Source organism: Streptomyces sp. NPDC007808, assembly GCF_042868655.1.
In the GTDB taxonomy this organism is placed as follows: Bacteria; Actinomycetota; Actinomycetes; order Streptomycetales; family Streptomycetaceae; genus Streptomyces.
In genome coordinates this window covers 864,510-890,833 of record NZ_JBIAEQ010000002.1, presented here as the reverse complement: position 1 = coordinate 890,833, position 26,324 = coordinate 864,510, and the positions used below count along the sequence as shown (strand labels likewise).

The following is a 26,324-nucleotide window of genomic DNA, read 5'->3' as shown; positions in this document are numbered from 1 at the left end:
GTCGTGCGGCGGCACGACGGTGGCGGCATCACGGATGTTCCGCCGCGGTCCGGCCCGGATCGCGACGGAACATCGAGGGGAATTCCGCCGCCGTGCCGCGGAACGAAAAAGCCCCGGAAATCAGGCGGTTTCACGGAGCGACGGCGTCGGCCGATTCCACTCGTCCACCACGCTCAGCACTTCCTTCAACGTCCCGACCACCGCGTCCGGCACCGCGCCGTACGCACCCAGCTCCTCCTCGGGAATGCTGCTGTGCGGCACCAGGATCGTCCGCATCCCGGCCCGCTGAGCCCCGTACACGTCCTCGAAGGCCCGGTCCCCGACGAACACGCAGCCGTCCGCCGAAGCCGCGCCCAGCCCGGCCAGCGCCGCCGCGAAGATGTCGGGGTGCGGTTTGGTCCACGGCACCTCGCTGGAGTAGACGGCGGCGTCGACATAGCCGAGCACCTGGTCCCGCTCGAATATCTCCTCGTGCCATCCGGCCGGCCACAGCGTGTTGGAGAGCACGCCGACACCCAGGCCGCGTTCGCGCAGCCCGTCCAGCATCTCCAGGGCATGCGGGTCGATGAGGGTGTGCGCCTCCCAGGCCCGCCGGTAGGTCTGGAGCGCACGCGCCCCGGGCGTCACCCCGGCGAGCTCGAAGACCTCGTCGAGCCGGGCCGAGCACTGGGTCTCGCGGCAGCGTGTCATCAGCTCCCGTTCGGCCCGCAGCAGCCGCCCGCCGACCTCGGCCGCCTCGTGCGCGCCCACCCCGTCCAGCGCGGCGGCCGTCTCCACCCAGATGCCCGGCAGATCCACCGTGTGCCAGGGGGTGAGGGTGCCCGCCCAGTCGAAGATCACGTACTCGACGGTCATGCCGCCTCCTTCACACTCGTCCTCCCGTACGACGGCTGCCGTACGGCGATCTGCAACAGCGCCAGGCCCGCCACGCACACGGCCAGCAGGCACGGACCCACCGCCCACCACCCGTCCGCCGCGGTGACCGCGAGCCCCACCAGGGGCGGCGTGGCCAGAGCTCCGATGCTGCCGAACTGCGCGACCAGGCCGTTGGCGGCGCCCAGGTCGGCGGTCGCGCGCACCGCCAGCGGCACGGCCGCGAACACGGTGGCCACGACCAGCTCGTTGGCGAGGGCGATCACCAGCGCGCTGCCGACCGACACCCCGAGCCCGCCCGCCCCGGCGAAGGCGGCGAGCGCTCCCGCCGGCATCAGCAGCACCGCGACGAACAGCAGCCGCACGCCGACGCCGCGCACCAGCAGCCAGCTCGCCAGGAACCCGCCGACGACCCCGACGAGGGACACCACACCGGTGAGGGTGCCGGCGGACTCGGTGGACAGGCCGAACTCCTCGTGCAGGTACGGAGGATAGAGAGTGACGCAGGCCACGATCGAGCCGCTGACCGCTGCGAACCCGGCGCCCAGCGATGCGGGCCGCGCGAGCCGTCGTACCGCGGCCGCCCGATCCGGGCGCGTGGACTCGCGCCGCTCCCGGTGCCCGGCCACCGCGGGCAGCCGCGTGGTCAGCACGGCGACCAGCAAGGTCGCCGCCGCGGCCACCGCCAGCCATTCCCGCCAGTCGAGCCACGACGAGAGCACTCCGCCCGCGAAGGAGCCGAGCGCCAGACCCACCGGCATGAACGTGCCCCAGATCGCGAGCGCCCCGGTGAGCCGCTTGCCGTCGCCGAGCGCGAACAGCAGTACGGGGGCGACGATCACCACGACGACGTATCCGACGCTCTCCACCAGCCGGCCGCCCAGCATCGCGGCGAAGCTGTCGGTCCGGGCGCAGAACAGCCCGGCCAGGCCCATGACGACGAGCCCGGCGACCAGCATGCGGTGCGGCGGCAGGGGACGGATCAGATAGCTGACGAACAGACCGAGCACGGCGGCGACCGCTGTCACCAGTGAGGTGAGCAGGGCGACCTGAGCCAGCGAAAGGGAAAGGTCCTCGCGTAACGCCACCGATATCGGCGTCATTTTTCCCATACTTGTGGCGGCGAAGAGCCCGGCCAGATAAATTAGGCAGAACTTCCATCGGAATGCGCGGGCCTCGCGCCTTTCTGCGAGTTCTTCCGATGTCGATTCAATTCCCTTGCCAGCCTTGACCACTTCGGTCTCGTCTGTCATCAAGCCTTTCCTCGCTCTTCGATTTTCGGGGGTCATGCCGTGGGATACGACGTGCTCGTGCTGGGCTCGCTCGTGATGGACCGCAAGTACTTCGCCACCGGCATGCTGGGCGGGGCCGAGCCGGTCTGGGGCGTACAGCGCCACCACGGCGGCGTCGGCCGCAACATCGCCGTCAACACGGCCCGGCTCGGCGCCCGGACGGCCTTCGCGGGCCTGTCCGGGTCCGGGCAGGACGCCACCGATCTGGAGGAGGAGCTGACCGCGCTGGGGGTACGGCCGCTCCACGTGCTGCGCACCGACGACGGCATAGGCCGCTGGGACGTCCTCCTCGACGAGCGGGGACGACAGATCACCTCCCGCGTCGCGCTGCCCGACCCCGCCGCCGCCCGGCCCCTCGCCGGACCCGGTCTCGCCGGCACCGTGGCCGCGGCGAAGACCGTGGTGGCCGAGGGCGGACTCGACGAGGACCTGCTCGTCTGGCTGTCACGGCAGGCCAGGGCGAACGGGACCCCGATGTGCGGTCTGCCCACCCGGCAGCGGGACTTCGGCCCCCGCACCGGGTTGCTGCCGCTGTACGACGTGCTGGTGCTCAACGCCCGTGAGGCGCAGGCCCTCACCGGAGCGCCGGGCACGCCCGGTGAGCAGGCGCGACGGCTGCTCGGACAAGGACCGCGCGTGGTCGTGGTGACCGCGGGCGCGGCCGGCGCCGCCGTCGCCTGCGCGCAGCAGCCCGTACCGCTCACCCTGCCCGCCGAGGAAGGCCCCTGCACCGACGACACCGGCGCCGGGGACGCACTGGCGTCCGCGTTCGTAGTCGGCCTGGTACGCGGCGCGAGCCCCAGAGCGGCCCTGGCCCTGGGGCTGCGCGCGGCGCGGCTGACGATCGGCTGCCGGCAGAGCACCTGCCGCAGCCTGGCGACGGATCCGCTGCTCACGGCGCGGCGCACCGGGCGGTGGACGCCACCCGGTGCGCGTGCATCGTGATGCCGTCCGCCGCCAGCGCCCGGGCGATGGTCTCCTCGTCGTAGGCGGCCAGCCCGGCGTCGGTGAGGATCTGCAGATCCGTGGAGTGCATGTCGATCTCCCCGATCCGGGCCTGCCGGATCGCCCCCACGTTGTCCCCGGCGAACCCGGGCCGCAGCGGGTACTCCCCGTCGGCCAGGAAGGCGAACATCAGCAGGTGGTATCCGCCCTGCTCCCAGGTCCCGGTGAACTCGTAGACGGCGAACAGCGAACAGGACCGCACGGCGATGCCGGTCTCCTCGCGCGCCTCCCGCAGCGCCGCCGCCTCGGCCGGCTCACCCGGTTCGATCCCGCCCCCGGGCAGCAGCCAGTTGTTCGCGTACGGCCCCTTCAGCTGGCGGATGAAGGTGACGGTGCCTCCCGGACCCGGGATCACCATGAGGGCGGCGGGCAGCGCCCGTGCGAATCGGTCCATCGTCGTGCAGTCCTCGCTCGGTGCGGTGTCGGTACGCGGTTCGGTTACGCGCTGTCAGTACTCGGTCGGCCAGCCGTCCGGTGGGATCACCAGCGCCAGTCCGATCCGTTCCCCCTCCACCCGGCCCTTGCGGTAGTAGGGCTCGGTCCGGGTGGTGAAGCCGTAAGTGGCCAGTGCCTGACCGGGGTTGGCGAGGTCAGGACCACAGACGACCACCTTGGAGCGTACGTCGAAGGCCATCGCCTCGCGCACCAGATCATCACTGGGTTCGTCCGACTCGATGTACGCCACGAACTCGCCCCGCGCCCTGATCGAGTAGTGCACCGACCTGACCGGATAGCCGAGGCCGCTCAGATGGGCGTACATCAGGTACTCGTTCTGGAAGCTCATCAGGGTCAGACCGGACCGGGCGCCGGCCACGATCGTCGGCCAGGGCGCGCCCGGTGCGGCGGACACCCCGGTCACGGTGAGCACGTTGCTGCGCCGGGCCTCGGCGTAGTAGCCCTTGAACTCACCGAACGGCCCCTCCACCGCGTCCCGTTCCTCGACGAAGCCGGTGATGACATGGGTGGCGTCGTCCGGCACCGGTGGGAAGCCCCCGACGTCCACCCGGCGGCCCAGCAGCCGCCCGGCGATCTCGTAGTCGTCGCCCTCGGCCGGCAGCCGGGAGGCGGCCACCACGGTCAGCGCCGGGTCGGCGCCGAGGAACAGCGAGATCGGCATGGGGCGGCCGGTCTCCAGCCAGGCCAGCAGGTTGCGGTGGCCGTCGGTGCGCGGGTCCAGGAAGATCCGGGCTTCGTCGGGGCCGACCACCTGGGTGCGGTAGAAACCCATGTTGACGCCGCTGCCGTCGGGTCGGGTGGTCACCCCGACCCCGGCCGTGATGTACGGCCCGGCGTCGGCGGGACGGTGCTGGAGGATCGGCAGGTCGTCCATCAGACCGGGCAACTCCCGGCGGACCGAAGGGAGTCCGGCGCAGGTGCCCGGCGGCGGGACGGGACCCGCGAGCCGCCGGGACATCTCCGGAAGGTGCTTCTCCTCCGTCGTACCGAGCGCGGCCAGCAGCACCTCGCGCGGATAGGGGTGGCACAGCACCCGGGCACCCGGTCGCTCGGCGATGTCCGTGAACACCACCGTCGGCCGGGCCCCGTGCTCCTTCTCGATCTCCGCGAGGGTGCGCGCGACCTCGACCCGGCTGCTGAGCCGGCGGTCGTAGGTGTACAGGTCGACGGCGTCGTAGCAGCCGGGCAGGCCCAGCGCGGCGGCGTCCGCGGCCCGGGTCAGCCCGCTGCCGGGAAAACCGCGGCTCACGTGCCCACCCGCGCCGCCGCCGGGAACGGACGGCAGTCCTCGGTCGACTCCCGGGCCGTCTCCCAGGGGAACACGATCCAGTCGTCGACGACGGCCGGGCAGTGGTCGGGGACGTAGCCGCTGCGGTGATTGCGGACGACGGCCGCGAACCGCACGTCCTCGCGCGCCACCCCGCGGGCAGCCAGGAACTCCAGCACCGCGTCGGCGGTCGCCCCCGTGCCCACGATGTCGTCGACGACCAGCACCTTGTCGCCCGCCCCGAGCCCCAGTGACCCCGAGGCGTCGACGACCGGCCGCTGCTTGGCGGCGTACCTGCTGTCGTCGGCCGTCCGGCGCACACGCACCGTGTGCATCACCGGCACGTCCAGCGCGCAGGTCAGGTACCCGCCCGCGGCGAGCCCGCCCCGGGCCACCGCGAGCACGGCGTCCGGAACGAAACCCGCCGCCCGCACCTCGCCGGCGATGTCCTCCAGCAGCCGCCCGAAGGTCGTCATGTCCAGGAGGTACGGCCCCTGCCGGGTCCACATGCCGGGCTGCTCACCCGCGACCGCGGGCTCGGACGCCGCGCTCATCCCGCCACCGCCTTCGCCACGTGGTCGATGTCGATCTGCACCGAACGCTCCCGGGCGTGTGGCACGTTCTCCGCGCGGCCGGCGGCCGTCACCCGGATGAACTCGGCGTGCGCGCGGAAGGCGTCCAGGTCGGCGGCGCCCGAGTAGCTCATCGCCGACTGCACACCGCCGACCAGCTGACGCAGCGTCCGCGCCAGCGACCCGGAAGCGGGGAAGGTCGCCTCGACGCCCTCCGGGACGTAGTCGTCGACCTCCTCCTGCGTGACCGTCCCACCGGCCGCCTTGCGCAGCGTGAGCTCCATGCCGAGCGAGACGAAGCCGTTGCTGACCCGGTAGCGGCGGCCGTCCCGTTCCACCGGGGTTGCCTCGCTCTCGTCGGCGCCCGCGAGCGCCGAGCCCAGCATGACCGCGTGGGCGCCGGCCGCGAGCGCCTTGGCGATGTCACCGGCCTGCCGGATGCCGCCGTCGGCGATGATCGTCACCCCGGCCTCCTCGGCCGCGTCGGCGCAGTCCATGACGGCGGTCAGCTGCGGTACCCCGGTGCCCGCCACCAGCCGCGTGGTGCACACCCCGCCCGGCCCGATGCCGACCTTCACCGCCTGGGCACCGGCCGCCGCCAGATCCCGTACGCCGTCCGCCGTGGCCACGTTGCCCGCGATGAGCGGGGTGCCGGGGTAGCTGGAGCGCAGCTCCTTCACGACGTCGATGACCTGGTCGCTGTGCCCGTGCGCGACATCCACCAGCAGGATGTCCACCTCGTGCGCGACGAGCTGGGCCGCCCGCTCCCGCCAGTCACCGGTGACGCCGACGGCCGCGCCGGCCAGCAGCCTGCCCCTGGCGTCGAGCGAGGCCCGCCCGGCCTGCTCGGCGTCGGGCCGGACGGCCTTGACCGCGTCCAACTGGGCGACCTGCTGCTCGACGGTCTGCATCCGGTGCAGGATGCCCAGGCCGCCCTCCAGGGCCATCGCCGCCGCCATCCGGTCACCGGTGCACCACTGCGTGTTGGCCGAGACGACCGGCACCCGCAGGGTCAGACCGGGCAGCAGCTCGCTGCGCGGGTCGGCCTGGCGCCTGCTGGTCAACGAGGTGCGCCGGGGCACGAACAGGACGTCGTCGAAGCTCAGCCCGGTCCGTTCGGGTTCACAGATGCGCATGGGGCGTGTCCTCTTCAGTGACGGGTGTCGTTGGTGAGCGCGATCAGCTCGCCGCGCAGGGCGGGGTCCTTGAGCGCGCCCCGCCATACGGCGGTGGTCATCGTGGCCGGCGTACGGATGCCGCGCATCGCCATGCACAGGTGCTCGCCGCGGCCGATGACCGCCACGTCACAGGAGCCGGTCAGCCGCTCCACGTCGTCGGCGATCTGCTGCGAGAGCTGCTCCTGCGACTGGAGCTTGTGGGCGTGCTGGTGGGCGATGCGGGCGAACTTGCTCAGGCCCAGCATCTTCTCGTTCGGCAGATAGCCGATGGTGACCCGGCAGGAGAACGGCAGCAGATGGTGCTCGCACAGGGACCACACGCTGATCCCGGAGACGGCGACCAGGTTGCCGCTCGCCGTCGTCTCGAACAGGGTGTCGACGGACCCCGGCTCGTACCGGGTGAACTCCCGCCACCAGCGCGCGTAGCGGGCCGGGGTCTCCTTCAGGCCCTCACGGTCGGGGTCCTCGCCGATCTCCACGAGCAGCTGACGGGCGATCGACTCCAACGGGTCCGTCTCCTCGCCCGCCTCCAGCAGGTCCAGGTCCTCGGTCAACACTTCCACGCTGCTGGTCATCAGACACCCCGCTTGCTTCCCCACACGTTGACGTGCAGTCGTCCGGACAGATTCCATTTGCGCGTGATCACGTCATCGGCCAGCGCGCGCATGCCCTGGTCGATCTCCTCGGGGGACTGCCCCCGCGGCATGATCCAGACATTGCTCAGGCCGAACCTCTCGACCAGTTCCTCGACCTCGGCCAGGTCGTCCAGGTCGCCGCAGACGAACTTGAAGGAGACACCGGGCAGTTGGCCGAAGCGACGCAGCGCCTCGGGGACGATGCGCCGGTCCTCGGCGACCCCCGAGTGCGCGAGCTTCGGCGACACGTTGAACCGGGCCCCGGACGCCACGAGCGCGTCGCGCGGCACCACGGTGCCGTTGGTCTCGAACTCCACCCCGACCCGGCGCTCGGCCAGGGCCTGGACCACGGGCAGCACCCGGTCCTGCTGGCTGAGCGGTTCCCCGCCGGAGATCACGATCAGCTCGACACCGAAACCGAGCAGCCGCTCGGTGACCTCGGTGACGGTCAGCGCGTGCAGCTCGTCCGCCGCCCGGTAGGCGACGCCGGTGTCCGACTCGCCCTTCCAGTCCCATGTGTACGGCGTGTCGCACCAGCGGCAGGTGAGGTTGCAACCGCCGAGCCGCAGGAACGCACACGACCTTCCGGTGGAAGGCCCTTCGCCCTGTACGGCGCTAGGTGGGTCCGAAAATCTCGTTGACCACGAGTTTCGGAACCGCCATTTTCACCACCTCCTTGAGCCCGAAACGGGCTTGTGGGTACGTGTGTTGCCGACCCGTCAGGCGGCGGGTCGGTACGTCGCCCAGGTCTTCGGTGTCTCCGAGACCCGAACGGCGGTCAGCTCGGGGAAGTCCGCGGCCCACGTCCGGTAGATCCACATGGCGATGTGCTCGGCCGACGGGTTGGTGCCGGTCAGCACGTCGTTGAGGTGCCGGTGGTCGACGGTGTCGTCGAGCCACTTCTTGAAGACGCCGAGCTCGCCGTAGTCCCGGACGAAGCCGGGCCCGGTCAAGTCGTCCTCGGTGGCGCTGAGTTCGAGTACGACGACGTAGTTGTGGCCGTGGAGCCTGCCGCACGGATGGTCCGGCGGCAGCCCGGCCAGCCGGTGGCTGGCGGAGAAGTGGAACTCCTTGGTGATGGAAAGCACGGTCCGGGTCCTCTCTCCCATGTCCCTCTGATCCTGAACGCCGGCAAGCCCGGTGTCAGCGCTTGCCGTTGGCAGCTGGCGGACATGACCGGCAGCTGCCACGAGGCGTCACTCCAGGAGCTCTTCCAGATCGGTCAGACAGTCCCCGCAGCCCGTGTTCGCGCCGGTGGTCCGGCGCAGGGCGGGGACGTCCCGGGCGCCCGAGGCCTTCGCCGCGAGGATCACGCTCTCCGGGACGTGTGCGCACAGGCAGATCAGCGGGTCCTCCGTCGGGCAGTGGGTCATGAGCCGCCCTCCGCGCTCCCGCCGAGCAGGCTCAGGGCACGGTCGAGGACCTCCGTCATGACATCCAGGTCCCGTTCTGCGACGACCAGCGGCGGATGGATGTTGATCACGTCGGGGGCCATCCCCGTCGAGGCGACGATGAGCCCGACGCGCGGGTCCGCCGACAGGCACAGCCGCCGCAGAGCGGGGGCGTGGTCGCCGGTCAGCACGAGGCGGGCGGCGCCCCCGAAGGCCTGGCAGTCGCGCACCAGGGCGGGGTGGTCGGCCTGCAGACGCTTCAGGCGGTCCGTCAGTCGTGCGGCGAGCACGTCCATGTCCGCGGCCGGGTCGGCCCAGGCGTCCCAGCGGTCCAGGACCGCCCGTGTGACCCCGAGGGCGTGCGGGATGCCGATGTAGGTCGAGGAGTGACTGCCCGGCCGGTAGGTCCGCGGGGCCGCGAGCGGTTCGCGCGCCCACACCGCGCTCAGGGCCGCGGCGCCGTTCGTCAGCGCCTTGCTGGCGACGACCACGTCGGGGGCGACCCCCGAGCGCTGGAAACCCCAGCGCGGGCCGGTCCGGTGCATGCCGGTGAAGATCTCGTCGGCGATGACCACGGCACCGTTCGCGCGGGCGTGGTCCACCGCCGCTCGCAGCAGCGCGTGATCCGGCTCGGCCATGCCGCCGACGTTCTGCACGGACTCGAAGACGAAGGCGCTCACCTTGCGTCCGAAGCCGGCCCCGCCGACACCGGAGAGCTCCGAGCCCCATCGGGTGGCCGCGGCGACGCACCCCTTCCCGCACGCCGTCGCGGTGGGGCTCGCGTGCGGGCAGCGACCGCAGTCGGGGCTGGGCAGCCGTACGACCTCCAGGCCCCAGGCAGCGAGGAGTTCGCGGTAGCGGGGGCTGGAGCTGAGCATGCTGGTCACGCCGGACCTGCCGTGGAACGCGCCTTCGAACACCACGACCGTGCCCGGTCCGACCGCGCTGAACGCGATGCGCAGCGCCGTCTCCATGCCCTGCGCGCCCCCCAGATCCAGCTCGACGCGTCCGGGGGCACCGATGGCCTCACCGAAGAGCCGCTCCAGCCGCTGGAGCACGTCCAGCCGCAGCTCGGACTCGCAGAAGGACGGCAGTGCGGGCAGGTCCTCGCAGTGGGCGAGGGCCTCCCGCAGGATCTCCCGGTCGTAGCCCCAGGCCACCGTGCCGTTGGCGGCCTCGGCGTCCAGGTAGCGGCGCCCGTCGGCGGCTTCGAGGTAGCTGCCCTCGGCACGGACGAAGCGCGGTACCTCCTCGGCGCGGTAGATGAGGTTGCCCGCTCCGGCGAACGGGGGGACGGCGGTGGTCATGCGTACGTCGCCTCTCGGGTCGGTTCGCCCGCCGAGGCGCGCCAGGCGTCAGCCGTCCCGGTGGCGATGATCGGGCGGACGCCCGCTTCGTTGCAGTCGATCCAGCTGGTGAGGACGGTCAGGACGTCCCAGCGGGCACTGCCGGGCGGAAGCGGCGCCCGTCGCAGCACACCGAGCCATTCCTCGACGTGTCCCGGCTCCGGCCAGTCCCGGGCGCAGGCCCCCCACGGCCCCTGCTGCGCGGCGAGGCGGCCGAGGCTGGCGTCGACGTCCAGGTCGTGCGCCGGGATCTCGGCCTCCACCTCGGCGAGCAGCCTCGTCACCGTCTCCCGGGGGTCGGTGGCGCCCGGTGCCGCCGTGCCGAAGAGGGGACCCGCGCACCAGTCCCAGCCCGCCTGGTACGAGAAGAGTTGCAACTCCCGGGCCACGTCGGCCGGTTCGTCGGCGGTGTGCATGAAGTTGTACAGCCCGTTGACCCGCCCGATCCGGGTGCGCAGGTCGGTGCTGCGCGCGGCGGAGGGCTCCGCCGCACCCTTGGCGGCCGTGAGGCGTGCGCTGGCGGGCAGCCATGCGGGCCGGTCGCGGTCCTCCAGCAGCACCAGCAGACTGCGGCCCGTGGACAGCAGCGGGTCCACCACGGCGATGCGCTGCGCGGAGGCGGCGTTGAACTGGTAGCGCCACAACTCCCGTACGAGCAAGGGGTCGAAGCGCACGGTGGTCGCCGCGACCGGGTGCCAGCCCTCCGACCGCAGGATGCCGAGGATCAGTTCGCAGCGGCGTCCGGCCACGGCGTCGGGTTTGAGCACGACGAACGTGTGGCGGTCGAGCACCCCGGGGTCGGGCATGGGGGCCAGTGAATCCAGCGCCTCGCGCATGTAGGGGTCCAGGCGGTAGGCCTCGGCCTTCCGGGGATCGCGTGTCAGCGGATCCAGGGCCCCGGCGCCGATCGCGGAGTACGGCACGACGTCACATCCCTTCGGGGGTCTCGTGGGCGGTCAGCCGTCGGCCGCCGAGCGGCGTGGCGACGCCGTCGACCAGGACGACCCGGCTTCCGTCGGCATGCGTGCCGGAGCCCAGGGCGAGCGAGCCGTCGGCGAAGGCCCGCACGGTCCACTCCAGGCAGGGGCGGTCACTGAGGCGCTTCTGCTCCAGCTCCTGCGCCCCGGGGTCCACCCCGCGCCGGACCGGGACGGGCGGGCCCTGGCACAGCAGTGCGCCGCCGTCGTGGCTCCGGTCGACGAGGAAGCAGGACGTCCGGGTGGCGGTGTGACCGAGGTCCATGGCCAGGGTGACCGGGTCGTTGCCGATCAGGACCCGGCGGTGTGCCTCGTCGAGCACGGTCAGGTCACCGGGGTGCTGGTTGATCATCCGGCCGTGGTAGCGGGTGAGCAGCTCGCCCTCGATCCAGCGGTGGTACGCCAGCACGACGAGGTCCAGCGCACCGTTGTCCTCCTCCCAGGCGGCGATCCTGGAACCGAGCCGGTCGTGCCACTGCCGGGCCCGCCGCCGGTAGGCGGCACGCTCGGCCGGGTCCTTCGCCCGGGAGGCGGTTCCGCAGTGGGCGTCGAAGTCACCCGGCCAGGCCTCGATCCCGTGGTCGCGGGCCAGGCCCAGGGCCTTGGACCGGGTGCCGTGCGAGGCGACGAGGGCGACCTCGTACCGGTCCGGCTGCGCGTGCTGCATGTCGATCAGGGTGCGCAGGTTGGCACCGGTGGCGGAGACGAGGACACCGATCCGCAACGGCCCGTCGGAACTGATCCGGCGCAGGGGGAGCGGAGCGAGGCCGGGCTGCGCGCCGAGGGGGGTGGGGTCGGTGGGCGGGTCGCTGAGCCCGGTCGCGTCGGTGGGCTCGGGCGTGTCGGGGAGGCCGGTCGCGTCGGGGAGGCCGGTGGCGCCTGTGGGCTGGGTGGCGACGGTGGGCCTGGTGCCGCCGGTGAGCCCGGTTCCCCCGGTGGGGCGGGTGCCGTCCGTGAGCCGGGTGCCGTCCGCGGTGGCGATGCCCGTCATCATGCGGCGTCCGCCACGTCGAGGGACGCCCACTGCTCGTGGGTCGCCGCGAGCATGCCGTCGGGAAGCTGACCTGCCTCCAGGGCGGTGATCCCGAAGGCGCGGTGTGCCGTGCCGGCGGCCAGGTCCCACAGCTGCCGGCCCTTGATGTCACGCCCCATCGCGTTGCGCATCTGCTGGGCCAGAGGTTGGGAGCCCGCGGCGACGATGCCTCCCGCCTGGTACCACAGGCCGTTCTCCTCGCCCTGGGTCAGGTCCTGGCCGCCCAGCCGTGCGGAGTCGCAGCGGTCGGTCATCATCATGGAGTTCTCCAGTCCCATGAGACTGACCGCGCGGCCGGCGATGGCCAGGTCGACGTGCTCGCCGTCGAAGTTGATGCAGGCGGCGATCCGCCCGGCGGCTGCCTCGCGCATGATGGCCGCGGGCACCGGTCCGGCGATCTCGTCCATGGCGTCCAGCGTCCAGCCGGGCAGGTCGTACGAGGCGAGCGTCGCGTCACGGGTCGCGCGGGCCCGCGTGGTGCGGAAGGCGTGCCGGATGTTGAGCGGCATGTCGTTGAACAGGTGGTCGGTCACCACCCGGGCGCCCTTGCCGTTCCACTCCGTGTCCCAGGCGATGTCGACGATGTCCTTGACCAGGCGGGCACTCAGGCCGGGGTCGGTGCGGGTGAAGTGCCCCAGCGCGGGCCGCACCCCGTGGCCGAGCAGCATCGGGACGATCCACTCGAAGCCGGGGTGGCGGTCGAAGGTCTGCCCGTGGAAGTCCGAGGCGGGCGAGAAGGCGTCGGGGGAGAGGACCATGTAGCACAGGCCGAAGTCACCGAGGCGGGCCAGCCGTTCCCATTCGGCGCGGGTCGGGGCCCACACGGTGTCGGCCGGCGTGCCGCCGTGGCTGGAGAGCAGCGGCCCCTCCAGGGCGACGCCGACGACGTGCGGGATGCGCCCGGCCCGGCGCATCGCGTCGTAGCGGCGCATGAACTTCTCGAACTCGCCCAGCCGGTGGTGGTGCAGATAAAGGGTCGGGATGCTGAGCACCCCCTCCCGCGCGCATACCTGCTCGAGGAGTTCGAGGTCGAGCAGGGAGAACTCGGAGAAGTCCACGCCGGCAAAGCCATGACAGTGGACCTCCACCGGAAGCAGCGGGGTGTGGGTCTGCTCGGCCGAGCCAGACAGGTTCTCCATCTTTCATCCCTCTCGCGTTCCTGCTGACGGTGTTGTCAAGGCAACTTGACAGACATTGACAGACTGGTTGGACGAGCGTTGACGATATCACCGGAATCCCTTTAGGCAAGGGGGTAGATTCCCGTGCTTGAACCGGCCTTTGGCGTGCGAACCTTGCCGTCCTGGCCTGTCAAAGGCGATCTGTAAGGGCTTGACTTGCTTGTCAAGCATCCTTATGTTGATCTGGCAATTGCAGGCAACGAGTCGGGGGTCAGGGGTGGAGCACGAGCTGGTCGTCTTCGACAACAGCGGTGTCCTCGTGGACAGCGAGCGCCTCGGCAACCGACTGCTGGCCGGCATGCTCACCGACGAGGGGGTGCCGACGACGTTCGCCGAGGCCGTCGAGCACTACCTGGGCAAGTCCTTCGCGGACGTGGTCGAAACGGTCCGCCGACGCACCGGCACGGTCCTCGCCGACGACTTTTCGACCCGGTTCCACACCCGGCTCTTCGACCTCTTCGCGAGCGAACTCACGGCCGCCGACGGAGTCCACGAGGTGCTGGACGATCTCGACGCACGGGGCGTCCCCTACTGCGTGGCCTCCAACGACACCGCGGACCGCGTCGCCCTCTCCCTCGAAGTCGCCGGACTCGCCCCGCGGTTGGCCGGCCGGATCTTCGGCGCGGACCAGGTGGCCCGCCCCAAGCCCGCCCCGGACGTCTTCCTCCACGCCGCCCGGCACTTCGGTGTCGCACCCGCCGCATGCCTGGTCGTCGAGGACAGCGCACGAGGAGTCGCCGCCGCACGAGCGGCCGGCATGACGGTGGTCGGCCTGGCCTCGCTCACTCCGCGCACCCGGCTCGGCGAGGCCCAGCGGATCGTCGCATCCCTCGGGGAGCTGCGGGAACTGCTGCCCGCGCTCTTCCCCGCCAGGCCGCTGCAGGAGACCCGCCGATGACCGACGACCGCCGCCTCGGCCTGCACGTCTTCGACCTCGACGGGACGCTGCTGCGGTCCGACGCCACCCTCAGCGCGTACGCCCGTGACGGACTCAACGCCTTGCTGGACGCGGGCACCCGACTCACCGTCGCCAGCGCCCGCAGCGCCGTCGCCATGCGCGGGCTGCTCGCGGGCGTGCGGCTGACGCTGCCCGTCATCGAACTCAACGGCGCGTTCCTCACCGACCTCGCCTCCGGCCGCCACCTGGCCCACCGGACGCTGGACGAGGCGGCGGCCGCCACCGCACTCGACGCCCTCGCGCACCTGGCGGCCGAACCGGTACTGACCACCTGGGACGGCACCGCCGACCGCGTCCTGCACGGTCCGTGCGGCAACCCCGCCCTCGCCTGGTACGTGGAGGAGAAGCGAGCGTACGGCGACCCCCGGTTGACCGCCTGCGCGGACCCCAGGGCCGCCGTCGCCGGCACACACACCGCCGCGGTGATCACCTTCGTCCCCGACGAGGAGGCCAAGGCCGCCGTCACCGTCCTCGAAGAGGCTCTCGGCGGCACGGCCGGCGTCCTGGCGGCCGCCAACCGCTACGTACCCGGCTGGACCGAGATCCAGGTCGCGCACCCGCAGGCCGAGAAGGGGCACGCCGTAGGTCTGCTCCGGCGGTCCACCGGGCTCGGGCGGCTGCCGCTGACGGTGTACGGCGACCACCTCAACGACCTGCCCATGTTCGACGTCGCCGACCGCACCGTCGCCCCGGCCAACGCGCACCCCGCCGTCCGTGCCCGGGCGACCGCCGTCACGGCCACCAACGACGAGGACGGCATCGTCCGCCACCTGCTGGACGGAGCCGCGCCGTGCTGATCGTCATGGAGGGCATCGACGGCAGCGGGAAGTCCACCGTGGCCGGCCTCGTCGCACGCGAGCTCGACCCGGACCGCACCACCTGCGCGGACAAGAAGGACATGGCGCCGGCCGACCCCGGCACCGCCGCCCGGGCCGCCCTGCTGCGCGACCTCATCTGGGCCTCGCCCGAGGAGCAGGGCGACACCTACGGAGCCGCGCACTGGATCCTGCTGATCGCCTCGTGGTACGCGGGCCTGGCCCGGCTGCGCCCCGAACTGGCGGACGAGCACACCTTCGCCGTGATGGACGGCTGGTACTACCGGAACATCGCCAAGACCCTGGTGCGCGAACCGCTGGACCCCCACTGGGTCGAGTCGCTGTTCGCTCCCGTCCCCGAACCCGCGCTGACGGTCCTGCTGGACGTCCCGCCCGAGGTCGCCTGGTCGCGCCGCGACGACTTCAAGGACACCGAGATCGGCCGCTGGGACGGCTTCACCGGCCCACCGCGCGCATCCTTCTGCGCCTACCAGGCGGTCGTACGCGAGGAGTTGCTGCGCATGGCGAAGGAGCGCGGCTGGCTCGTACTGACCCCCGACCCGGACGACCCGCCGGAGCGCACCGCGGCCACCGTCGTGACCGCGGCGCGGGCGCTGAGGAGGACACCGTGAGCCCCACCCGTGACGTGGTCGGCACCTCCGACCTCGACGTCTACGCCGAGACCCTCGCCGATGTCATCGCCGGACGGCGCCCGGCGGACGAGCTGGCCCGGCTGCCGGGCGCCACCTCGCCGGCGGCCCTGCACATCCGCCGGGCGCACGAGGAAGCGCTCGCCGCCCGAGCCGCCGAGCAACCGCCGGCACCGCACGGCGGGCCACTGCCCGAACCGCCCCCGTACCAAGGAGGAAGCGTGATCGACCACCTCGACCGGCTCACCGTCGACTGGAACGACTTCGAAGCTGCGGGCGAAGCCACCCGCGACGTCGTCCAGCGTCTCGCGGACGACAAGGAGTCCCTGCGCAAACTGGTCTACGACGTGGAGAACAAGCCGGAGCTCCTCGCCATGTGCGAGAGGCACCAGCTGCTCGACTACATCGTGCTGTACGACGCGCTCGACCGGGGCGTCCGGCTGCGCCTGCACATCTCCACCGAGGACCACTTCGACCGCCCGCACGACCACCGGTTCTCCTTCTCCAGCCGCATCGTCACGGGTGGTTACACGCACACCTGGTACCACATGGACGGCGACCTGTACGGCGACGGACCCGACCCGCAGGCGCGCCAGTACCTCAACCGCCACAACCCGGACCCGCGGGTGAAGGACCAGCTGAACAGGCTCACTCCGCACATCGTCCGCTGGGAGGGGCCGGGCAGCTGCTACACGATGCACCACAGCGCCATCCACACCACGTTCACCACGCCCGACACCGTCTCCCTCTTCCTGCGCGGTCCGGCCGAGAAGGACCGGTCCGTGATCATGGACAAGGAGGAGGGCACCCTGTGGTGGCGCTTCGGCCGCCAGGACGAGCCCGAGGAGCGCCGCCAGCAGAAGGCCATGGGCCTCGATGCCTACCGGCAGATCCGCGACCGGCTGGAGAAGCTCGGCGTCATCTGACGCCCGGTGCGGTCCCGTTCCCTTCCCGCACCGCACGACCGGTGCCCTCCAGAGGAGAAAACCACCCATGAGCATCGAGACGGCTGACCGGGTACACGTCAACAACACCGTCGTCGAACTCTTCGAGAACGTCGGCCCCATCGACTGGGACGACCTGCCCCGCGCCGCGGAGCTGACACAGCGGCTCATCCGTGAGTTCGCCGCCGACAAGGCGCTGTTCCGCAAGCTGCTGTTCGCCGTCGAGCACGACCCCTATCTGTGGGCCAAGTGCGAGGAGGACGTGGTCGAGGACAAGATCGTCCTGTGGGACGACGTGGAGAAGGGCCTGCGGATCCGGCTGCGGATGTCCACCGACCACCAGCAGCAGCTGGCCCACAACCACCGCTTCTCCTTCACCAACCTCGTCCTGCGCGGCACCTACCTGCACCGCAACTACGTGGCGCGCAACGGCTTCGACGAGAACACCCTGCCGGACGAGGTGCAGCCGGTGATGCTGCACCAGGACCAGGCCGGCGAGTGCTTCACCATCCACCACAACGCCCTGCACTCCACCCCGTTCACCGAGCTGGGCACGATCTCCCTGGTCCTGCGCGGCAACCCGGTCAAGGACCGGGCGCCGGTCATGTTCAAGGAGGCCCGGGGGCGCGAGGAGGCGCTGCGGCAGATGCGGCAGGGCCAGGACGGCACCCGCGGCGAACTGTCCGAGGTCGAGCCGGAGGCCGCGGAGGTCGGCACCATGTTCTGGCGGGTCGGCGAGGACCGCGAGTCCGCGGAGCGCCGCGCCGAGCGCCAGATGACCAAGGAGAAGTACCACTACTGGTGCCGCCGGCTGGAAGAGCTGGGGATCATCTGACATGTCGATCCGACGGCTCATGCCCGGGCGGGCGGCACTGCGCTACGGGCTCATCGGCCCCGGCACCCATGCGCAGGAGAACCTGCTGCCCGCCCTGTCGGTGCTGGACGGCGCCCGGCTGACCGCCGTGGCCGCACGAAGGCCCGACGCCGCCGCCGAGGCCGCGCGGCGCTGGGGCGCGGACCTGTGGACCGACGACTGGACCGACCTGGTCGACGGCGAGGGCACGGCCGAGATCGACGCCCTGATCGTCGCCGGCTCCCCGCAGTTGCACGCCGACGTGGTACCGCGGGCCCTGGCCCGGGGCATCAGCGTCTTCGTCGAGAAGCCCCCGGCCCCCGACACCGCGACGCTGGAGAAGCTCGCCGTCGACGAACGCGGCGCGCCCGAGGGCACGGTGGCGTTCGTCGGCTTCAACTTCCCCTACGGACAGTCCTACCGCAAACTCCGCGACACCCTGCGCGCCCACGGCACGGTGCGCACCGTCGACCTGCGCATGGTCTCGGCCAAGCCCACGTCCCCGGTGTGGGGCTGCGCGACGGTGACGGACAGCCTGCTGCAGGGGCTGGGCACCCACGCCGTCGACCTGGTCCTGCGCGAACTGGGCGGCCCGGACCGGGTCACGGCCCGACGCGCGGACATCGGCACGGACCGCCATGCGCTCCATGTCCTCCTGGAGTACGCCGACGGGCGGCTGGCCACCCTGCTCCTCGGCAACTACTCCAACCGCCTGGAGTACCGCTGCGAGCTGGTCACCGACCAGTCCGTCGTCGGTGTCCTCGACGACTTCAACACGCTGACGCTCAGCCGCCCGTCGAGAACGCCCGGCGTGGGTGTGCTCGACGGCAAGGAGACGCTGCGCCACACATGGCCCGGTCGCCGCGGCGGCTACGGCCGGACCGGCTACTCGACCGAACTGGAGTCCTTCCACCGCAGCGTCCTGCACGGGGAACCCAGCGACTCGCCGCTGTCGGCGTGCCTGGAGGTCTACCGCGTACTCGACGAGGTGCGACGGCAGACGGGAGACCGCCCGTGAACTCCGGGTCCCTCTCCCTGCGGGGCCGCACCGCCCTGGTCACCGGGGGCGGCAGCGGCATCGGCCGGGCCGTCGCCGGGGCACTCGCCGCGCTGGGCGCGCAGGTCGCGGTCAACCACCCGCCCGGTGCCGAGCGGGCCGACGGGGACCTCGCCGACGGCTGTTTCGCGGTGGAGGCCGACGTACGGGACCGGCAGCAGGTCGCCGCGATGTTCGAGACGGTGGGCCGCCGGTTCGGCCGGCTCGACGTGCTCGTCAACAACGCGGGCGTCTTCCCGCGCGCACAGGTCCTGGACCTCGACGAGGCGCTGTGGGACCTGGTCCTCGACACCAACCTCAAGGGCGCGTTCTTCTGCGCCCAGGAGGCGGCCGCGATGATGATCCCGCAAGGCGGCGGGCGGATCGTGAACGTGTCGTCGAGCGCGGCCTTCACCGGGTCGCCCAAGGGGGCGCACTACGCCGCGAGCAAGGCCGGACTCGTCGCCCTCGGCAAGTCGCTGGCCCGTGCCCTCGGCGTGCACGGCATCACGGTGAACACCGTCGCCCCCGGTGTCACGAGGACCGCCCAACCGGGCCTGGACGAGGAAGGGTTCCTGGCCGAGGGGGAGAAGATCCCGCTGGGCAGGGTGGCCCGGGCACAGGACGTGGCGAACGCCGTGGTCTTCCTCGCCGGCGACATGGGCGGCTATCTGACCGGCCAGACACTGGGCGTCAACGGGGGCGCGGTGATGGTGCCGTGACCTCGTCGGACGTCCCGCCGCCCGGCTCGGTACGCGAGGAGCTCACCGAGCGGTGGGGCCCTGCGCTGCCACGGGTGCAGGCCAAGCTCTCACCGGTGCTGCACCCCTGGTTGTGCCGGTTCATCTCGCTGTCCCCCTACGTGGTGATGGCGAGCACGACCGGGCGGGGGCGCTGCACGGCCTCGCCCCGAGGCGGTCCCCCCGGGTTCGTACGGGTCCTCGACGAGCGGACGCTGTTCGTGCCGGAGGAGTCCGGCAACAGGCTGCTGCAGACCCTGCGCAACCTGGAGGAGGACCCCGGCGTCGGCCTGCTCTTCCTCCTGCCCGGCATGCCGGAGACGGCCCGGGTCAACGGGCGGGCCGAACCCCTCTCGCGTACCGATCCGCGCTGGCCGGCGCTCCCGCTCGACGCGGACGAGCGCGAACGGCTGCTGTGGGGGTCGCTCGTGCACGTCGAGGAGGCGTACTACCACTGCGGCAGGGCGAGCCGTTTCGCCGATCTGTGGGACGTCGGCCGGATCAACCGCAACCAGTCCGACCCGCCCTTGAGCAAGCGGCCGGCCACGGCAGCAGGAGGAGAGAAGCATGTGCGGCACAGTCGGCCTGTTCATGGGGTGCTCGGCGGTGAGCCTGTGCCCCAAGCAGGCCCTGCTCGACCAGCGGGCTGACCCGGCCGCGGAGGACGACGACTACGTCAGCCCGTTCCGCAACTGGCACGAGCGGGCCACCGTCCGCGCCGCGAGCCGACGCGAACTGACCCCCCTCCAGGACGGGCAGGGCTTCTTCGCTCCCGAGCTGGTGCCGCTGGCCTCCCATCCGCTGATCGAGGCGCTGCGCGACGAGCGTCCGGACGTCTACCGCGACGTGCTCGTGCGGCATCTGTACCGCTACCTGGACTTCACCGCGAAGCTGGAGCACCTGGTGGTCAACCGCACGGCGCTCGGCATCGCACACGGGACCATCGGCGTGCGGGTGCCCGACGCCATGCGGCTGGACGCCTTCAAGATCTACTGCGACGAGGCCTACCACGCGCTGTTCTCGGCGGACCTCGCGGGACAGGTGCGCGAGCTGACCGAGGTCGACGCGGAACTGCCGCGGGTGCCCTACTTCATCACCCGCCTGGAACGGTTCCTGGAGGAGAGCCAGGACGACCTCGCCGCGCTCACGGAAATCCTCTTCGTCATCGTGTCGGAAACACTCATCACGGCACAGCTGGCGGGCATGTGGAACGACACGAGCGTTGCCCCGGCCGTCCGTGAGACCGTCCGCGACCACGCGCTCGACGAAGGCCGGCACCATGCCTACTTCGCGATTTTCCTGCGCCATCTGTGGGGACAGCTGACACCCGCCACTCGAAAGCGTGCGGCGCTCCAGGTGCCCCGGCTGATCCGAATATTCACCGATCCCGACGTGCCCTCGGTGGAAAAGGAGATAACCGGTTACGGCTTCTCCCACGACGACGCCAAGCGCATCGTGGCCGAGCTTTTCCCGGACGCGGCCGTCGAGGCGTACGCGAAAAGCGTGGCCCAGCAGACGGTCCGGCATTTCGAGTCGGTCGGGGCACTGGACGACGAACAGGTGAGCGCGGAGTTCGCGACGCACGGGCTGCTCTGAGGCCCGACCGATGTGAAAGGACATGCCGATGGTGCAGACGATCACCCCCGAGGACGGCCCACGCCTCCTCGGCCAACTCCGGGAGCAGGGACTGCTCCCGGACGCGTACCGATGCGTGTACGCGGCCGGCTCGCTGGTACGGGGCTGGGGCAACGAGACCAGCGACCTCGACCTGTACGTCGTCACGGACACGCCGTTCCCGGCGGAGGGCGCCGTCGACTTCCACCCGGTGGCCCTGGTGCCGGACCGGGTACCGGTGGCGGTTCCCGCCCTGGACGACCGGCGCGGGGACGTCGAGTTCTGGCTGGCGGAGCAGTACCGGCAGGTCATGGAGAAGGTGTCCTGGGAGGCGTACCGCAGTGAACGCGACACCGGGGCCACCCTGAGCCAGTTCGAGCGCGACTGCCTGGTCAAGCTCGGGCACGCCATCGCCCTCGACGGCACCGAGTGGCTGGCGCAGCAGCAGCGGCTGCTGCACGCGTCCGCCTTCGGACGGACGATCGTCGCGCACAGCCTGGACCAGGCGGACACCTTCGCCGAGGACGCCCTGGGCCAACTCGGCTCGGGCGACGCGGAGAGCGCGCTGCTCACCGTGAAGCTCGCCTTCGGATACGCCGCGGACGCGCTGCTGGCCCACCACGGGGAGTACGGCACCACCGCCAAGTGGCGGTCCAGGAAGTACCGATTCGCGGCGCCGGCGGTCCTGCCGTTCGAGCAGTACTGGGCGATCGAGACGATGCGCGACTACGACCCCGCCGAACCCGACCGGTGGATCGAGGACGTCGTCGGCTGGGTCCGGCGCATCTCCATGGAGGCGGAGGTCTGATGGCGGCGAACATCGAGGCGCACAGCGTCCCCCGGCACCGTCTGGAGGTCCGCATCAGGTCCTCCGAGGGCGCTATCCTGCTCGCCCGCTACGACCAGGCGTACGAACTGCCCGAGGTGGCGGCGTTCATCTGGCGGCGTATCGACGGCACCGACCGGGTGGCGGACATCGCCCGCTCGGTGGCCGAGCACTACGGCATCGACGCCGGCACGGCGCTCACCGACACCACCGAAATGCTGGAGTGGCTTCTCGAAGAGAAGCTGGTGAAATTGTCCAGCTGAATTCATTCTCCGTCCTGAAAGCATCCTGAATGGGTGCTGAATAAGCCGTTCGCGCACGTCGCGGACGGCTTGGGGGCGTTTCCCTGAAATGCTTTTCCGAGAGTTTTCGGGAATTTCCCGCCCGGGCTTGCGGAGCGATGAAAAGCCCTCCTAATATCAGTTCAGCACGCCGGGCCGAAAACGTCGGGCCGGCGGAATTCACCGATGAATGAGGTGTATCTATATGAAGCAGTACAACAAGCCTGAGGCCAAGAAGATCGACTTCGGTCGCGTCATGATGGTGGTCCGCTAACCACAAGCGGACCAAGGGCGCCTCTCCATCACATCGAGGGGCGCCCTTCCCCTTTTTCTGAAAGAAAGGAACTGGAGCATGTGCGGACTCGGCGGTCTGGCCCGCGTCGACGGGCGAGACCTCGGCGTCGAAGCCGACGCGATCCTGACGACCATGGCCCGCACGCTTGCGCACCGCGGCCCCGACGCGGAGGAACTGCTGCGCCAGGGCCCGGTCGGCATGGCGTTCACACGACTGTCCCTGGTGGACCCGGAGAACGGCGGACAGCCCCTCTACAGCGAGGACCGCTCGGTCGTCCTCATCGCCAACGGCGAGGTCTACAACCACCGGGAGCTGGCGGCCACGCTGCCGGCCGGGACCCGGCTGCGCACCGGCTCCGACTGCGAGGTGCTGGTCCACCTCTACCAGCAGAAGGGCCTCGACTTCCTCGACGACGTACGCGGCATGTTCGGTCTGGTGCTGTGGGACCGGCGCCGGAACGTGCTGCTCCTCGCCCGTGACCACTTCGGCGTCAAGCCGCTGTTCTTCACCCGTGACCGCGAACGGATCGCCTTCGCCTCCGAGATCAAGGCGCTCTTCGCCGACCCGGCGACCCCGCGCCGCGTCGACTGGGACCGCGCGCTGGTCAACCCCCTGATGACGTCGGCGCCCTCACTGGACCTGACCGCGCCCGCCACCTACTTCGAGGGCGTGGAGTCCGTACCGGCCGCCACCATCGTGGAGATCGACCTGCGCGACGGCGCGACCCGGCGCCACACCTACTGGCAACTGCCCGCGTTCGACGGGGACTCCACCCGCAGCGACGAGGAGATCGTCGCGGAGTTCCGCGAACTGCTCGCCGACTCGGTGCGGGCCTGCGCCACCGCGGACGTGTCCATCGGCCTGTTCCTCAGCGGCGGAGTGGACTCGGCCGCGGTCGCGGCCCTCGCCGCGGACACGACGGAACTGCAGACCTTCTCCGTGCTGAGCGGCTCGACCGTGGTCAACGGGGACGCCGAGCACGCACGCATCGTCGCCGACAAACTCGGCGTGGCCAACCACCAGATCCGCTTCGACGCCTCCCAGCCGCCCACCGCCGACGAATGGAAGCGGCTGCTGTGGCTCACCGAGATGCCCACGTGCAGCCCGGAGCAGTACTACAAGCACGAACTCCACCGCCACGTCCGCGCCGAGCACCCCGAGATCAAGGGCATGCTGCTGGGCGCGGCGGCCGACGAGTTCTGCGGCGGCTACTCCAGCACCCTCGCCGCCGACGGCGGCTGGCAGGGCTTCGAAGCCGGCCTCGCCGGCATGGCCCGCCGCGGCCTGCTGGAGGACAACCGGCCCAAGCTCGGCGCCTGGTGGGAGGGCATCGAGGGCGGCCTGCTGACCGACGCCGCGCTCGACCACGGCAGGAGCCTTCTCGCCCGGGACCCCTATGCCGCGTTCGTGACGGCGAAGATGCGCGACGTCGAGCAGTTCAACTGCTGGCAGGAGGACCGCACGGCGGCCGGCAGCGGCACCGAGGCCCGCGTTCCCTTCCTGGACCGGCGTCTGGTCGAGCTGGTCGCCTCGATCCCGGCCGCCAGGCGCGAGCGCCTGCTGTGGGACAAGGCCGTCATCCGCGAGGCGGTCGCCGACCTGCTGCCGCCCGAGGTCGTCCACCGCCCCAAGGTCCCCTTCTTCTACGGCGACGGCATCCAGCACACCCACCGGCCCTTCATCGAGATGCTCACGCGGGACGGCTTCGCCCTCGTCGAGGAGGCCCTGGCCACCGAGCGCGGACGCACCATGCTGAACGCCGACCGGGTCCGCGCCCTGCTGCACCGACTGGCGCACGCTCCGCTGTCCGCCCACGTGGAGCGTCTGCTGCCGTTGCTCAACCTGTGCCTGCTCGACACGATGGTCGCCGAACTCCCGCCCCCGCTCGTCGACTCCGCGGCGACGCTGCCCCCGCCCCGCCCCCTCCACCGGTTCACCGAGTGGGAGTCGGCCGCCCCCGAGATCGAGTCACTGGTCTTCGCGCCCTCCCGCTGGAAGGCGGACAGCGTGATCGCCCTGGCGGACCACGTGGTGCTGCTGAAGGACACCACCGGTACCTCGTACCTGGCCGTCGACGGCTCCCTGGAATACGTGCTGGAGGACGGCGACGACTGGACGGCCCTGCTGCACGGGCTCGACGGCACCCGGACCCTGGCCCAGGTGTGCTCCGAGAGGGGCAGCGCCCCCGAGTCCTTCCGACAACTGCTGGACGACTCCCTCGACCTCGGCCTGCTGCGCCTGTACGAGCCGGCCGCAGCCGACGCCACAGCCCCCACCGAGTGAGACGAGAAGGTTGCTGATGACCACCGACCTGGCGATCGAGGCCGAGAACCTGGCCCGCTCCTATCGGACCCGCACCGGCTGGCTCCGGCCCCAGCGCAAGACGATCGACGCCGTCCGCGGCGTCTCCCTCGCCGTCGGCCGAGGCGAGCTGTTCGGTCTGCTCGGTCCGAACGGCGCGGGCAAGACCACCACGATCAAGATGCTCAACACGCTGCTGCTGCCCACCTCGGGCACCGCACGCATCCTCGGGCACGACGTGGCCAGGAACCCCCTGGAGGTCCGTCGGCGCATCGGTTACGTCTTCGGTGGCGACCGCGGCCTCTACGAGCGGCTCTCCGCCCTCGACAACCTCCGCTACTTCGCGGAACTGTACGGCGTCGAGCCGCGCGAACAGCTGCCCCGCATCCACGAACTCCTGGAGACCGTGGGCCTCAGCGGCCGCGAGAAGGAGCGCGTCGAGGGCTACTCGCGCGGCATGCGGCAGAAGCTGCACATCGCGCGCGGACTGCTGCACCGGCCGCAGGTGCTGTTCCTGGACGAGCCGTCGATCGGCGTCGACCCCGCCGCCGCACGGGAACTGCGCCGGGTGGTCGCCGATCTCGTCCAGGGCGGTACGACCGTCCTGCTCACCACGCACTACATGGCCGAGGCCGACGAACTGTGCGACCGCATCGCGGTCATCGCCTCGGGAACACTGCGCGCCGAGGGCACCCCCGCCGAACTCAAGGACCGCGTACGCAAACTCGACGTCCTGGAGGTCGAGGTCCACGAGGCGGTCGGGGAGGAGCAGCTGCGACGGCTGCGGGAGACCGCGGGCATCGAGCAGGCCACCGTCGAGACCAGCGGCACCGTGGACGTCGTCACCGTCCACGCCCGGCCGTCCCACGGCACCCACAGCACCGTCATGGCGGCTCTCGCGGGCCTGCGCACCGGCAAGGTCACCACGCGCGAGCCCACACTGGAGGACGCCTACATCTCCATCATCAGCGGTCCGGCCGCGGCGGTGAGCGCATGATGGGGCCCTTCACCTGGCGCGGCCTGTACCGCTTCTGGCGGCTCATGGCGGTCGGCGTGCGCACGCACGTGCTGTACCTGTCCCGTTCCGGCCTGGAACTGGTCATGGCGGTCTTCGCCCCGATCGTCTTCGCGACCCTCGCCGTCTACCTGTTCCGTGCCGGAGACCACCCGGACCGCCTGCTCCAGGCCGCGGTGGGCGCCGGCCTGATGGGCGTGTGGTCCGCGGTCCTGTTCGGCGGCGGCGGCGCCATCCAGGAGCAGCGCTGGATGGGCACCCTGGAGACACTGGTCTCGGCGCCGACCCGGCTCTCACTCGTCCTGCTGCCGATCACCTTCGCGACCGCGATCGTGGGGACCTACTCCCTGGTGGCCACCGTGGTGTGGGGTGTCGTGCTCTTCGACATCCCCTTCACCCCCGCCTCGCCCGCCCTGTTCGTCCCGGCGATGCTGGTCTGCGTGGTGGCGCTCGGCATGATGGGCCTGCTCATGGCCGCCACCTTCGTGCTGCTGCGCAACGCCAACGCCCTGGCCAACGCGCTCGAGTACCCGGTGTGGATGTTCTCCGGCGTCCTCGTCTCCACGGCGTCCCTGCCGGAGTGGACCCGCCCGGTCACCTGGGCGCTGCCGACGAGCTGGGCCTCCCGCGCGGTGCAGGCGGCGACCGGCGGCGGAGAGGTCCTGCGGCCGGCGGCCGTCGCCCTCGCCCTCGGCGTCGGATATGTGGCGGTGGCCCTGGTGGCCCTCATCTGGGTGGAGCGCCGTGCCCGCGGCACGGGCACCCTCGCCCTCACCTGAGCGCCGAAGAAGCG

The 26,324-nt window shown here is 71.4% G+C and carries 29 protein-coding genes; 15 read left to right on the top strand and 14 right to left on the bottom strand.

Annotated features, from left to right (window positions below; translation table 11 throughout):
* Positions 1-120: 120 nt before the first annotated feature.
* Both ACFYNL_RS10230 and ACFYNL_RS10225 read right to left on the bottom strand, forming a co-directional pair.
* Positions 121-855 (bottom strand): HAD family hydrolase, encoded by a 735-nt coding sequence (locus tag ACFYNL_RS10230; protein WP_388799625.1) that lies wholly within the window; start codon positions 853-855, stop codon positions 121-123.
* Positions 852-2,126 carry an MFS transporter gene (locus tag ACFYNL_RS10225; RefSeq protein WP_388799622.1) on the bottom strand — a complete coding sequence of 425 codons (1,275 nt, stop codon included), beginning with the start codon at positions 2,124-2,126 and terminating at the stop codon, positions 852-854. Before ACFYNL_RS10225 ends, ACFYNL_RS10230 begins: the two co-directional genes overlap by 4 nt.
* Positions 2,127-2,165: 39 nt before the next feature.
* Between ACFYNL_RS10225 and ACFYNL_RS10220 the strand changes: the two genes are divergently transcribed.
* Positions 2,166-3,110: a carbohydrate kinase family protein gene (locus ACFYNL_RS10220; protein ID WP_388799619.1), complete on the top strand. Its 945-nt coding sequence runs from the start codon at positions 2,166-2,168 to the stop codon at positions 3,108-3,110.
* On the opposite strand, the gene ACFYNL_RS10215 is transcribed toward ACFYNL_RS10220, so the two are convergent.
* The 12 genes from ACFYNL_RS10215 to ACFYNL_RS10160 all read right to left on the bottom strand — a co-directional run bounded on the left by ACFYNL_RS10215 (position 3,058) and on the right by ACFYNL_RS10160 (position 13,164).
* The gene (locus ACFYNL_RS10215) at positions 3,058-3,564 is read right to left on the bottom strand and encodes an NUDIX domain-containing protein (RefSeq protein ID WP_388799616.1); all 507 of its coding nucleotides are present in this window, start codon (positions 3,562-3,564) and stop codon (positions 3,058-3,060) included. The two genes, ACFYNL_RS10220 and ACFYNL_RS10215, sit on opposite strands and share 53 nt — an antisense overlap.
* A 54-nt stretch (positions 3,565-3,618) precedes the next feature.
* The gene (locus tag ACFYNL_RS10210; protein ID WP_388799613.1) at positions 3,619-4,875 is read right to left on the bottom strand and encodes a UbiD family decarboxylase; all 1,257 of its coding nucleotides are present in this window, start codon (positions 4,873-4,875) and stop codon (positions 3,619-3,621) included.
* On the bottom strand, positions 4,872-5,447 hold the full coding sequence (locus ACFYNL_RS10205; protein WP_388799610.1) for a phosphoribosyltransferase: 576 nt from the start codon (positions 5,445-5,447) through the stop codon (positions 4,872-4,874). Before ACFYNL_RS10205 ends, ACFYNL_RS10210 begins: the two co-directional genes overlap by 4 nt.
* On the bottom strand, positions 5,444-6,601 hold the full coding sequence (locus ACFYNL_RS10200) for an IMP dehydrogenase (protein ID WP_388799607.1): 1,158 nt from the start codon (positions 6,599-6,601) through the stop codon (positions 5,444-5,446). The genes ACFYNL_RS10205 and ACFYNL_RS10200 overlap by 4 nt, the downstream gene beginning before the upstream one ends.
* Positions 6,602-6,615: 14 nt before the next feature.
* Entirely contained in the window at positions 6,616-7,218 is a 603-nt protein-coding gene (gene folE / locus ACFYNL_RS10195) for a GTP cyclohydrolase I (RefSeq protein ID WP_388799604.1), read from the bottom strand.
* On the bottom strand, positions 7,218-7,847 hold the full coding sequence (locus ACFYNL_RS10190) for a 7-carboxy-7-deazaguanine synthase QueE (RefSeq protein WP_388800592.1): 630 nt from the start codon (positions 7,845-7,847) through the stop codon (positions 7,218-7,220). Before ACFYNL_RS10190 ends, folE begins: the two co-directional genes overlap by 1 nt.
* Positions 7,848-7,997: 150 nt before the next feature.
* Positions 7,998-8,366 (bottom strand): 6-pyruvoyl tetrahydropterin synthase family protein, encoded by a 369-nt coding sequence (locus ACFYNL_RS10185; protein WP_388799576.1) that lies wholly within the window; start codon positions 8,364-8,366, stop codon positions 7,998-8,000.
* 108 nt (positions 8,367-8,474) lie between these two features.
* Complete coding sequence (locus ACFYNL_RS10180) at positions 8,475-8,651, bottom strand: (2Fe-2S)-binding protein (protein WP_388799573.1); 177 nt, start codon at positions 8,649-8,651, stop codon at positions 8,475-8,477.
* The gene (locus tag ACFYNL_RS10175; RefSeq protein ID WP_388799570.1) at positions 8,648-9,976 is read right to left on the bottom strand and encodes an aminotransferase class III-fold pyridoxal phosphate-dependent enzyme; all 1,329 of its coding nucleotides are present in this window, start codon (positions 9,974-9,976) and stop codon (positions 8,648-8,650) included. Before ACFYNL_RS10175 ends, ACFYNL_RS10180 begins: the two co-directional genes overlap by 4 nt.
* Positions 9,973-10,938 (bottom strand): nucleoside-diphosphate kinase, encoded by a 966-nt coding sequence (locus ACFYNL_RS10170; protein ID WP_388799567.1) that lies wholly within the window; start codon positions 10,936-10,938, stop codon positions 9,973-9,975. The genes ACFYNL_RS10175 and ACFYNL_RS10170 overlap by 4 nt, the downstream gene beginning before the upstream one ends.
* Before the next feature lie 4 nt (positions 10,939-10,942).
* Positions 10,943-11,986, bottom strand: coding sequence for a formyltransferase family protein (locus ACFYNL_RS10165; RefSeq protein ID WP_388799564.1), 1,044 nt, complete (start codon positions 11,984-11,986; stop codon positions 10,943-10,945).
* Positions 11,983-13,164 (bottom strand): hypothetical protein, encoded by a 1,182-nt coding sequence (locus tag ACFYNL_RS10160; protein ID WP_388799561.1) that lies wholly within the window; start codon positions 13,162-13,164, stop codon positions 11,983-11,985. The genes ACFYNL_RS10165 and ACFYNL_RS10160 overlap by 4 nt, the downstream gene beginning before the upstream one ends.
* 256 nt (positions 13,165-13,420) lie before the next feature.
* Here ACFYNL_RS10160 and ACFYNL_RS10155 point away from each other — a divergent pair, with 256 nt between their 5' ends.
* The 14 genes from ACFYNL_RS10155 (at position 13,421) to ACFYNL_RS10090 (ending at position 26,310) form a co-directional block, all read left to right on the top strand.
* Positions 13,421-14,101: an HAD family hydrolase gene (locus tag ACFYNL_RS10155; RefSeq protein WP_388799558.1), complete on the top strand. Its 681-nt coding sequence runs from the start codon at positions 13,421-13,423 to the stop codon at positions 14,099-14,101.
* Positions 14,098-14,958 (top strand): HAD family hydrolase, encoded by an 861-nt coding sequence (locus tag ACFYNL_RS10150; RefSeq protein WP_388799555.1) that lies wholly within the window; start codon positions 14,098-14,100, stop codon positions 14,956-14,958. The genes ACFYNL_RS10155 and ACFYNL_RS10150 overlap by 4 nt, the downstream gene beginning before the upstream one ends.
* On the top strand, positions 14,952-15,608 hold the full coding sequence (locus tag ACFYNL_RS10145; protein ID WP_388799552.1) for a dTMP kinase: 657 nt from the start codon (positions 14,952-14,954) through the stop codon (positions 15,606-15,608). Before ACFYNL_RS10150 ends, ACFYNL_RS10145 begins: the two co-directional genes overlap by 7 nt.
* On the top strand, positions 15,605-16,552 hold the full coding sequence (locus tag ACFYNL_RS10140) for a hypothetical protein (RefSeq protein WP_388799549.1): 948 nt from the start codon (positions 15,605-15,607) through the stop codon (positions 16,550-16,552). Before ACFYNL_RS10145 ends, ACFYNL_RS10140 begins: the two co-directional genes overlap by 4 nt.
* A gap of 67 nt (positions 16,553-16,619) precedes the next feature.
* On the top strand, positions 16,620-17,405 hold the full coding sequence (locus ACFYNL_RS10135) for a hypothetical protein (RefSeq protein WP_388799546.1): 786 nt from the start codon (positions 16,620-16,622) through the stop codon (positions 17,403-17,405).
* Between the two features lies 1 nt (position 17,406).
* The gene (locus tag ACFYNL_RS10130; RefSeq protein ID WP_388799543.1) at positions 17,407-18,441 is read left to right on the top strand and encodes a Gfo/Idh/MocA family oxidoreductase; all 1,035 of its coding nucleotides are present in this window, start codon (positions 17,407-17,409) and stop codon (positions 18,439-18,441) included.
* Complete coding sequence (locus ACFYNL_RS10125) at positions 18,438-19,181, top strand: SDR family NAD(P)-dependent oxidoreductase (RefSeq protein WP_388799540.1); 744 nt, start codon at positions 18,438-18,440, stop codon at positions 19,179-19,181. Before ACFYNL_RS10130 ends, ACFYNL_RS10125 begins: the two co-directional genes overlap by 4 nt.
* Positions 19,178-19,849 carry a pyridoxamine 5'-phosphate oxidase family protein gene (locus tag ACFYNL_RS10120; RefSeq protein WP_388799537.1) on the top strand — a complete coding sequence of 224 codons (672 nt, stop codon included), beginning with the start codon at positions 19,178-19,180 and terminating at the stop codon, positions 19,847-19,849. The genes ACFYNL_RS10125 and ACFYNL_RS10120 overlap by 4 nt, the downstream gene beginning before the upstream one ends.
* Complete coding sequence (locus ACFYNL_RS10115; protein WP_388799534.1) at positions 19,767-20,795, top strand: diiron oxygenase; 1,029 nt, start codon at positions 19,767-19,769, stop codon at positions 20,793-20,795. The genes ACFYNL_RS10120 and ACFYNL_RS10115 overlap by 83 nt, the downstream gene beginning before the upstream one ends.
* A 28-nt stretch (positions 20,796-20,823) precedes the next feature.
* A complete protein-coding gene (locus ACFYNL_RS10110) occupies positions 20,824-21,621 on the top strand; it encodes a hypothetical protein (protein ID WP_388799532.1) in 798 nt (265 codons plus the stop codon).
* Positions 21,621-21,902: a PqqD family protein gene (locus ACFYNL_RS10105; RefSeq protein WP_388799529.1), complete on the top strand. Its 282-nt coding sequence runs from the start codon at positions 21,621-21,623 to the stop codon at positions 21,900-21,902. Before ACFYNL_RS10110 ends, ACFYNL_RS10105 begins: the two co-directional genes overlap by 1 nt.
* A gap of 370 nt (positions 21,903-22,272) precedes the next feature.
* Positions 22,273-24,498, top strand: a complete 2,226-nt coding sequence (asnB, locus tag ACFYNL_RS10100; protein ID WP_388799526.1) for an asparagine synthase (glutamine-hydrolyzing) — start codon at positions 22,273-22,275, stop codon at positions 24,496-24,498.
* A 16-nt stretch (positions 24,499-24,514) separates the two neighbouring features.
* Complete coding sequence (locus ACFYNL_RS10095; protein WP_388799523.1) at positions 24,515-25,513, top strand: ABC transporter ATP-binding protein; 999 nt, start codon at positions 24,515-24,517, stop codon at positions 25,511-25,513.
* Complete coding sequence (locus ACFYNL_RS10090; protein WP_388799520.1) at positions 25,510-26,310, top strand: ABC transporter permease; 801 nt, start codon at positions 25,510-25,512, stop codon at positions 26,308-26,310. The genes ACFYNL_RS10095 and ACFYNL_RS10090 overlap by 4 nt, the downstream gene beginning before the upstream one ends.
* Positions 26,311-26,324: the final 14 nt, after the last annotated feature.

Coding starts and splice junctions, on each gene's coding strand:
- ACFYNL_RS10105 (WP_388799529.1), top strand. CDS start 21,621: ATGGCGGCGAACATCGAGGCGCACAGCGTCCCCCGGCACCGTCTGGAG.
- asnB (WP_388799526.1), top strand. CDS start 22,273: ATGTGCGGACTCGGCGGTCTGGCCCGCGTCGACGGGCGAGACCTCGGC.
- ACFYNL_RS10095 (WP_388799523.1), top strand. CDS start 24,515: ATGACCACCGACCTGGCGATCGAGGCCGAGAACCTGGCCCGCTCCTAT.
- ACFYNL_RS10115 (WP_388799534.1), top strand. CDS start 19,767: ATGTGCGGCACAGTCGGCCTGTTCATGGGGTGCTCGGCGGTGAGCCTG.
- ACFYNL_RS10165 (WP_388799564.1), bottom strand. CDS start 11,986: ATGATGACGGGCATCGCCACCGCGGACGGCACCCGGCTCACGGACGGC.
- ACFYNL_RS10180 (WP_388799573.1), bottom strand. CDS start 8,651: ATGACCCACTGCCCGACGGAGGACCCGCTGATCTGCCTGTGCGCACAC.
- ACFYNL_RS10110 (WP_388799532.1), top strand. CDS start 20,824: ATGGTGCAGACGATCACCCCCGAGGACGGCCCACGCCTCCTCGGCCAA.
- ACFYNL_RS10175 (WP_388799570.1), bottom strand. CDS start 9,976: ATGACCACCGCCGTCCCCCCGTTCGCCGGAGCGGGCAACCTCATCTAC.
- ACFYNL_RS10205 (WP_388799610.1), bottom strand. CDS start 5,447: ATGAGCGCGGCGTCCGAGCCCGCGGTCGCGGGTGAGCAGCCCGGCATG.
- ACFYNL_RS10130 (WP_388799543.1), top strand. CDS start 17,407: ATGTCGATCCGACGGCTCATGCCCGGGCGGGCGGCACTGCGCTACGGG.
- ACFYNL_RS10230 (WP_388799625.1), bottom strand. CDS start 855: ATGACCGTCGAGTACGTGATCTTCGACTGGGCGGGCACCCTCACCCCC.
- ACFYNL_RS10160 (WP_388799561.1), bottom strand. CDS start 13,164: ATGGAGAACCTGTCTGGCTCGGCCGAGCAGACCCACACCCCGCTGCTT.
- ACFYNL_RS10135 (WP_388799546.1), top strand. CDS start 16,620: ATGAGCATCGAGACGGCTGACCGGGTACACGTCAACAACACCGTCGTC.
- ACFYNL_RS10150 (WP_388799555.1), top strand. CDS start 14,098: ATGACCGACGACCGCCGCCTCGGCCTGCACGTCTTCGACCTCGACGGG.
- ACFYNL_RS10225 (WP_388799622.1), bottom strand. CDS start 2,126: ATGACAGACGAGACCGAAGTGGTCAAGGCTGGCAAGGGAATTGAATCG.
- ACFYNL_RS10215 (WP_388799616.1), bottom strand. CDS start 3,564: ATGGACCGATTCGCACGGGCGCTGCCCGCCGCCCTCATGGTGATCCCG.
- folE (WP_388799604.1), bottom strand. CDS start 7,218: ATGACCAGCAGCGTGGAAGTGTTGACCGAGGACCTGGACCTGCTGGAG.
- ACFYNL_RS10200 (WP_388799607.1), bottom strand. CDS start 6,601: ATGCGCATCTGTGAACCCGAACGGACCGGGCTGAGCTTCGACGACGTC.
- ACFYNL_RS10090 (WP_388799520.1), top strand. CDS start 25,510: ATGATGGGGCCCTTCACCTGGCGCGGCCTGTACCGCTTCTGGCGGCTC.